Genomic DNA, 6,400 nt, shown 5'->3' with positions numbered 1-6,400 from the left:
AGGAATGAGTGTAAAGATACACAAAAACCCCGAAGCATGGACTTTTTTTAAGTGTCCACGATTCGGGGTACAGTTCAGGGATACCATTCTCACCTTTTACAATGTAGCCAAGTTGTTGAAAACATTCATTCCAATGATCTACGCTCTCAATGTTCTCTACTTCCATAATCATATCAACAATTGGCTTTGCTGCGAGTCCCGGTACTGATGTGCTACCAATGTGATGTACTTTCACATGTTCTGGCATCGCTGCTTTTAACCTCTGTGATTCTATTTGAAATTTCTCACCCCAATGGTTTTCATAAGGAACGACTACAATCTTTCTCATCCCAATTCCCCTTTTCTTATCAAATCGTTAAAAAATCATCAGGACAATTGTACTGATGATTTTTTACATTATTTAAAGTCTTTCCAAGTGAGATTACTTTCACTTAATAATTCTTCAAACGATTTATTCTTTTCACGTTCCTTTTGCTCTTTACGCTTTCTTTCTTGTTCTTCTATTTCTTTTTGCTCCACTCTTACTTGTAATTCTTTCTTCTTACTTTTCAATTGATTCATTAACGATTTATTCAATTGATCACCAATTGTAATGGAATCTTTCTCTGGCTGATTCATTTGCGTTTGTCTTTGCATTTGTCTCTGTTTCTTTTTCTTCATACTGCTCACCTTTTACTTTTTTCTCCATTATAGGGGAAATACCTTACTCTCGACAATAAAAAAGACCATTCACTTTCGATTTCCCTATTATTTTTATTTTGTAAAGATGTAAAGAGAAAAATAAAATTTCATTAATTTTTATAATAAAAAGAATTTTTATAGCAATAACTCTCTTAATCTATTAAAATTATGTCGTATGATGTCAGATTATAAAAAAGGGAGAGAAAACTCATGTGGAAAAAAGTCATTCCTGCAGCTTTAGTATTAAGTACAATTACTTTTTCAAGTGTATTTGCTGCACCTCCATCTCAAGTACCAGCAGAACAAAATCGCTACATAGACGTACAAATGCTTGGTATTAACGACCTTCACGGTCAACTAGACACTGTAAAGAAAATTAACAACAAAGAAGCAGGGGGAGCTGAGTACTTAGCTGCTTATTTACGTGATCGTGAAAAACAAAACCCAAATACACTTATGGTTCATGCTGGCGATATTGTCGGAGCAAGTCCTCCAGTTTCTGCATTATTGCAAGATGAACCTACAATCGAATTTTTAAATGATCTAGGTTTTGATGTTGGAACTATTGGAAATCATGAATTTGACGAAGGTATTAACGAAATGAATCGCCTTATTTACGGTGGGTATCACGAAAAAACAGGGAATTTTAAAGGAGCAAACTTCCCTTATGTTGCTGCAAATTTCTACAATAAATCAACTGGACGCTTATTTCTACCACCATTTACTGTAAAAATGGTACAAGGAGTTCCTGTCGGCTTTATCGGGGTTGTAACAACGGATGTTCCTAACGTTGTTATGCCTACTATGCTAAAAAATGTACAAATTACAGATGAAGTTGAAGCAATTAACACATCCGTAAAACAACTGAAAAAACTAGGTATTAAATCTATCGTTGTTCTTGCACATAATGGAGGTACAACGGATGATAACGGCGTAACAAATGGCGATATCGTTCGCTTAGCAAATGAGACTGATCCAGAAGTCGATGTCATTTTCGGTGGTCATAGTCACACTTATGTAAATGGAACCGTTAATAACAAACTTGTCGTACAAGCAAATTCTTATGGAATGGCTTTCGCTGATGTCGATGTAAAAATTGATCGTAAAACAAAAGATATTATTGAGAAAAAAGCGGAGGTTGTTACAACCTACCATGAGGGAATAGAGCCTGACCAACAAGTGAAAAAGAAAATGGAACAGTATAAAGAAAAAATCGCACCACTTGTAAATCAGGTTGTCGGAAAATCTACTGCTCCGATAGATCGTAAACAAAATACCGCTGGTGAATCAACTCTTGGAAACTTAGTTGCTGACGCTCAACGCGCGACCATGAACGCTCAAATTGCCCTTATGAATCCTGGTGGCATCCGTAATGACTTAGATGCTGGTGATATTACATGGGGCGAATTATATGGTATCCAACCATTTGGTAATCAATTAATAAAGGTTAATTTGACAGGGCAAGACATTCGAGATATTTTGAATCAACAGTGGCAAAAAAGTGTAACAAGAATGCTTCAAATTTCAGGTATTCAGTACACTTGGGATGCGAATAAACCAGACGGTGAAAAAGTTACCAATATCCATTTAACAAATGGAGAAGAGCTAGTTGCCTCTAAAACTTACAGCGTTGTTGCAAATGCTTTTCTAGCTTCAGGTGGAGATGGATTTGTATCCTTTAAAAATGGAAAAAATGCTGAAACAGGACCAAATGATTTTGAAGCGTTAGTAGATTATGTAAAGCAAGTAAAAGAACCGATTCAACCTATTATTGATGGGCGAATTCAAAAAGTTAATTAACTTTTCTTTTAAATAAATTTATAAAAAAGAGAGAAACTATATTATTAAATTATGATTTTTTAAAAATTAATCTTTATGATAAGAACCCTGTATTCCATTAAAATACAGGGCTTTTTATTGACCTCTATGGAGAAAGGACATGCAATAAAAATTCACTTTACCCTAAATCACATTTTAAAGGATATGCACTCAGTATATTGATTTCTCGTAGGATATATGAGCAGGAACTGGGAGGTGAACATATGTATTCTTATTCAAATGATTACAATTTGATATACAGACAAAACGACAAACTAATTCATGACATTGAAAATGCAATTAACGGAGAGTATAGTGCAATAAATTGCTATGCTAAATTAGCTAATTTAGCTCCACAAGATAATGAACGCAATCAAATACTCGAAATCCGACAAGACGAAATAAAACATTTCCAGCAATTTGTACAAATTTATATTCATTTAACCGGTAAACAACCTCAGCCAAAAATTATTGAACAATGTCCAGATTCTTATGTGAATGGATTAGAATTCGCGCTACAAGATGAGCAACGAACAGTCGATTTTTACTTGGAAATTGCAGATGACACTACAGATCAATATATTAAGGAGGCATTTCGTAGAACAGCAGCAGATGAACAAAATCACGCCGTTTGGTTCCTATATTATTTTTTAAAAGCTAAAAAATAATAATTGTTTTATACAAAGCAAATGCCTAATCCATGAAGATTTTCTCATCCCCACCTAACTTCTTTACTTTCACTAAAAACTCTAACTATCCACAAATTTCTAGATAAAAATACAGAGGATACATGCTCTTACATTGAACATAGTATCCTTTCTTTCATTTATCCTGATACAATTCATCAGCTTCTTCATATTTTCGCAAAAATTCTATCAACGCTTCTTCTACAATTCTAGATTTATGAATACCTGTTGCAGCCGATACAACGTCTAGTTTCTCTAAAATTTCCGTACATATAGAAAAAGTACGTTTTTTCTTTTCATTACTTTTGACTATTTTGGGGATAATAAGTTCCTCTCGTTTTCGCAATAATTCATAAATATTTTGCAATTGTTCATAAATCAAAACCTGATAATCTGTTTTTACATATTGAAGCGCAGTAGCTTCTTGAAGATATAAATGGCGGGGCTCTTCTCCCTCTCCAATGAATATTCGTTTCTTCTGTTCGCCATCATATTCATATCCAAGCACTCTTAACTTTTTCGACAATGCATATGGGCTCATGTCGAGGCGTTTCGCAATAATAGCAAGTGGTTCACGTTTGTTTAAGCAATCTATAATTTCTCCAACCGTCACTTTCTTCCCCCTCTCCCTGAGCTCTCATAGTTGAAATACAGTCGGCATGTTATGATACAATAATTTCTTAATAGTATATGCAAAATCGTACACCCTTGCAATACATACCATTAGAGAAAAGGAGGTTTTTTATATGCTGTTTCGTAGCCACACTCCACAGTTTTACAACGAATTTAAGAATCCAACTTCAAATAGCGTCGCTACGATAGAAAGCGTGACGATTAACAATCATCAGCAATCTCTACTCATTCGTGGTCAAGACGTAAATCAACCTATTTTATTATGCTGTCATGGCGGTCCTGGCACGGCACAAATTGGATTCATTCGCCATTTTCAAAAAGATTTAGAAAAGCACTTTATTGTTGTCAATTGGGATCAACGTGGAGCAGGAAAATCTTTTTCTTGGCGGGATATAAAAGCACCTTTCACAATTGAACAATTTGTTTTAGATGCACTTGAAGTAATAAAATATCTTCTTTCTCGCTTCAAAAAACAAAAACTATTTCTCGCTGGACATTCTTGGGGAAGTATTATCGGTCTACAAATTGCAAATCAATATCCAGAATACATCGAAGCCTACATTGGCATCGGTCAGATTGTACATATGAAGCAAAACGAAGAATTGCTCTATCAGCATTTAATTCATTCTGCAAAAAAACATGGACACGAGCGGGCATTGACCTCTCTAACAAAACTAGGAAAACCTCCTTTTCTAGATATGCGGCGTCTTATCATTCAAAGGAAGTGGCTCGGTACATTTGGAGGAGCAGTTCAAAACGGGACTTCGTTTTCTTTCATTCGTAAAGGGCTATTTTCTTCAGAATATACATTGCTAGATTGGGTGAGATTTCTCGCAGGAAATATGAAATCTGGGGCATTATGGGCAGAAATGCTGACAGTAGATTTCTTTTCTTCAATCTCTAAACTTTCCGTACCTGTTTATTTTTGTTCTGGTCGTTTCGACTATCAAACACCTTATGCACTCGTTCAACAATATTGCGATACAATTCAAGCACCCATCAAAAAAATGATTTGGTTCCCAAACTCTGCTCATTCACCAAATTTAGAAGAACCTAAACTGTTTGCAAAGTCTTTATGCTCTATTAAACAAGAGCTATCTTTTCTACACTAGTAATCGTTATACCTTTTACATTTCACAGAAAACATTTTATAATTACATGTCGCAACTTTACTCAAGTTAGTAAGCATTTCTATCCAGAATAAGCTGCACAAACAGAAAAAGATCAGGGAGATTACATTTATTATGAACGCTGTACTCATCGCAGTAGCAGTGATGCTACTGCTTAGTTTATTACGTGTCCAAGTCATTGTCGCTATTATCGTCGGTGCCTTAACAGGTGGACTAATTGGTGGACTTGGAATTTCAGAAACAATCAATACTTTTACTACGGGTCTTGGAAACAGTGCTCCAATCGCTTTAAGTTACGCCATGCTCGGAGGATTTGCTATTTCTCTTTCCAAAACAGGTCTGCCCGACGCTATGATTCATACTGCACTGAACTTAGTTGGTAATGAAAAAGACACACAAAAGCAAACATATTCAAAAATACTCATTTTATTTATTATTTTGGCAATGGCTTGTTTTTCACAAAATGTTATTCCGGTTCATATTGCTTTTATCCCTATTCTAATTCCAGCGCTTTTAAAAGTACTAAATGAACTGAAAGTGGACCGCCGCCTTGTTACATGTATTATTACATTCGGATTAATCACTCCTTACATGTGGGTTCCAGCTGGATTTGGAAAAATTTATGACGATGTACTACAAACAAATGCACAGCAAAGCGGACTTACATTTGATGTAGCGCTTATCCCAAAAGCAATGACAATTCCAGCAATAGGAATGATTATCGGTCTATGTATCGCTGTTTTCATTACATATCGTAAACCACGTACTTATCACACCGAACCTATTCATGCCGCATCTGATGAAGCCGCTCCTTATACAAAAAGAAGCATTTCCTTTGGGTTATTGTCTATTATCGCAACACTAAGTGTGCAGCTAGCAACAGAATCCATGATTTTTGGCGCACTAGCTGGAATCATTGTATTATCCGTTAGTGGTAGCCTTCCTTTAAAAGAAGCTGATGCTATTTTAACAAGTGGTATGCGAATGATGTCATTTATCGGTTTCGTCATGATTTCTGCCGCTGGATTCGGAGCAGTTCTTCGGAAAACAGGGCATGTTGAATCACTTGTTCAGACAAGCGTCAATTTAATTGGAAACAGCAAACCGCTCGCTGCCTTTCTTATGCTTGTTATCGGTCTGCTCGTTACGATGGGAATCGGTTCTTCCTTTTCTACCATTCCGATTTTAACAACCATCTTCGTCCCGCTATGTATCCAACTTGGGTTTAGCCCGATGGCAACCATCGCTATTATCGGTACAGCTGGTGCATTAGGTGATGCTGGTTCTCCAGCATCTGATAGTACACTAGGACCTACCTCAGGTTTAAATGCTGATGGCAGGCATCATCATATATGGGATACGTGTGTCCCAACTTTTCTTCACTACAATATTCCGTTACTTATATTCGGCTTTATTGCTGCTATAACATTATAAAAAAGGTGCGTTTACTAG

General features: G+C 36.0%; 7 protein-coding genes. 4 read left to right on the top strand and 3 right to left on the bottom strand.

What is annotated here, in order from left to right:
• Positions 1-328: GrpB family protein (locus JDS96_RS15645; protein WP_242479912.1), on the bottom strand; the 328-nt coding region annotated here is incomplete at its 3' end.
• Between the two features lie 68 nt (positions 329-396).
• Positions 397-660, bottom strand: coding sequence for a YqkE family protein (locus JDS96_RS15640; protein ID WP_003202682.1), 264 nt, complete (start codon positions 658-660; stop codon positions 397-399).
• A gap of 231 nt (positions 661-891) precedes the next feature.
• On the opposite strand from JDS96_RS15640, the gene JDS96_RS15635 reads away from it, so the two are divergent.
• Complete coding sequence (locus JDS96_RS15635) at positions 892-2,481, top strand: bifunctional metallophosphatase/5'-nucleotidase (protein ID WP_199667314.1); 1,590 nt, start codon at positions 892-894, stop codon at positions 2,479-2,481.
• Positions 2,482-2,723: 242 nt separating this feature from the next.
• On the top strand, positions 2,724-3,167 hold the full coding sequence (locus JDS96_RS15630) for a ferritin-like domain-containing protein (RefSeq protein WP_199667313.1): 444 nt from the start codon (positions 2,724-2,726) through the stop codon (positions 3,165-3,167).
• A gap of 154 nt (positions 3,168-3,321) precedes the next feature.
• On the opposite strand, the gene JDS96_RS15625 is transcribed toward JDS96_RS15630, so the two are convergent.
• Positions 3,322-3,798, bottom strand: coding sequence for a ribbon-helix-helix domain-containing protein (locus JDS96_RS15625; RefSeq protein WP_018766104.1), 477 nt, complete (start codon positions 3,796-3,798; stop codon positions 3,322-3,324).
• 133 nt (positions 3,799-3,931) lie between these two features.
• Between JDS96_RS15625 and JDS96_RS15620 the strand changes: the two genes are divergently transcribed.
• Together JDS96_RS15620 and JDS96_RS15615 are read left to right on the top strand one after the other, a co-directional pair.
• Complete coding sequence (locus JDS96_RS15620; protein ID WP_199667312.1) at positions 3,932-4,930, top strand: alpha/beta fold hydrolase; 999 nt, start codon at positions 3,932-3,934, stop codon at positions 4,928-4,930.
• A gap of 132 nt (positions 4,931-5,062) precedes the next feature.
• A complete protein-coding gene (locus tag JDS96_RS15615) occupies positions 5,063-6,382 on the top strand; it encodes a Na+/H+ antiporter family protein (RefSeq protein ID WP_199667311.1) in 1,320 nt (439 codons plus the stop codon).
• The last annotated feature ends 18 nt before the right edge of the window (positions 6,383-6,400 follow it).

Origin of the sequence: Bacillus cereus group sp. N21 (genome assembly GCF_016483395.1) — a bacterium.
Lineage (GTDB): Bacteria > Bacillota > Bacilli > Bacillales > Bacillaceae_G > Bacillus_A > Bacillus_A pseudomycoides.
This window is presented reverse-complemented; position numbering and strand designations above follow the sequence as displayed.

What these genes read in the sequence shown, in the direction of transcription:
- JDS96_RS15640 (WP_003202682.1), bottom strand. Translation starts at nt 660, where the DNA reads ATGAAGAAAAAGAAACAGAGACAAATGCAAAGACAAACGCAAATGAAT.
- JDS96_RS15635 (WP_199667314.1), top strand. Translation starts at nt 892, where the DNA reads ATGTGGAAAAAAGTCATTCCTGCAGCTTTAGTATTAAGTACAATTACT.
- JDS96_RS15630 (WP_199667313.1), top strand. Translation starts at nt 2,724, where the DNA reads ATGTATTCTTATTCAAATGATTACAATTTGATATACAGACAAAACGAC.
- JDS96_RS15620 (WP_199667312.1), top strand. Translation starts at nt 3,932, where the DNA reads ATGCTGTTTCGTAGCCACACTCCACAGTTTTACAACGAATTTAAGAAT.
- JDS96_RS15615 (WP_199667311.1), top strand. Translation starts at nt 5,063, where the DNA reads ATGAACGCTGTACTCATCGCAGTAGCAGTGATGCTACTGCTTAGTTTA.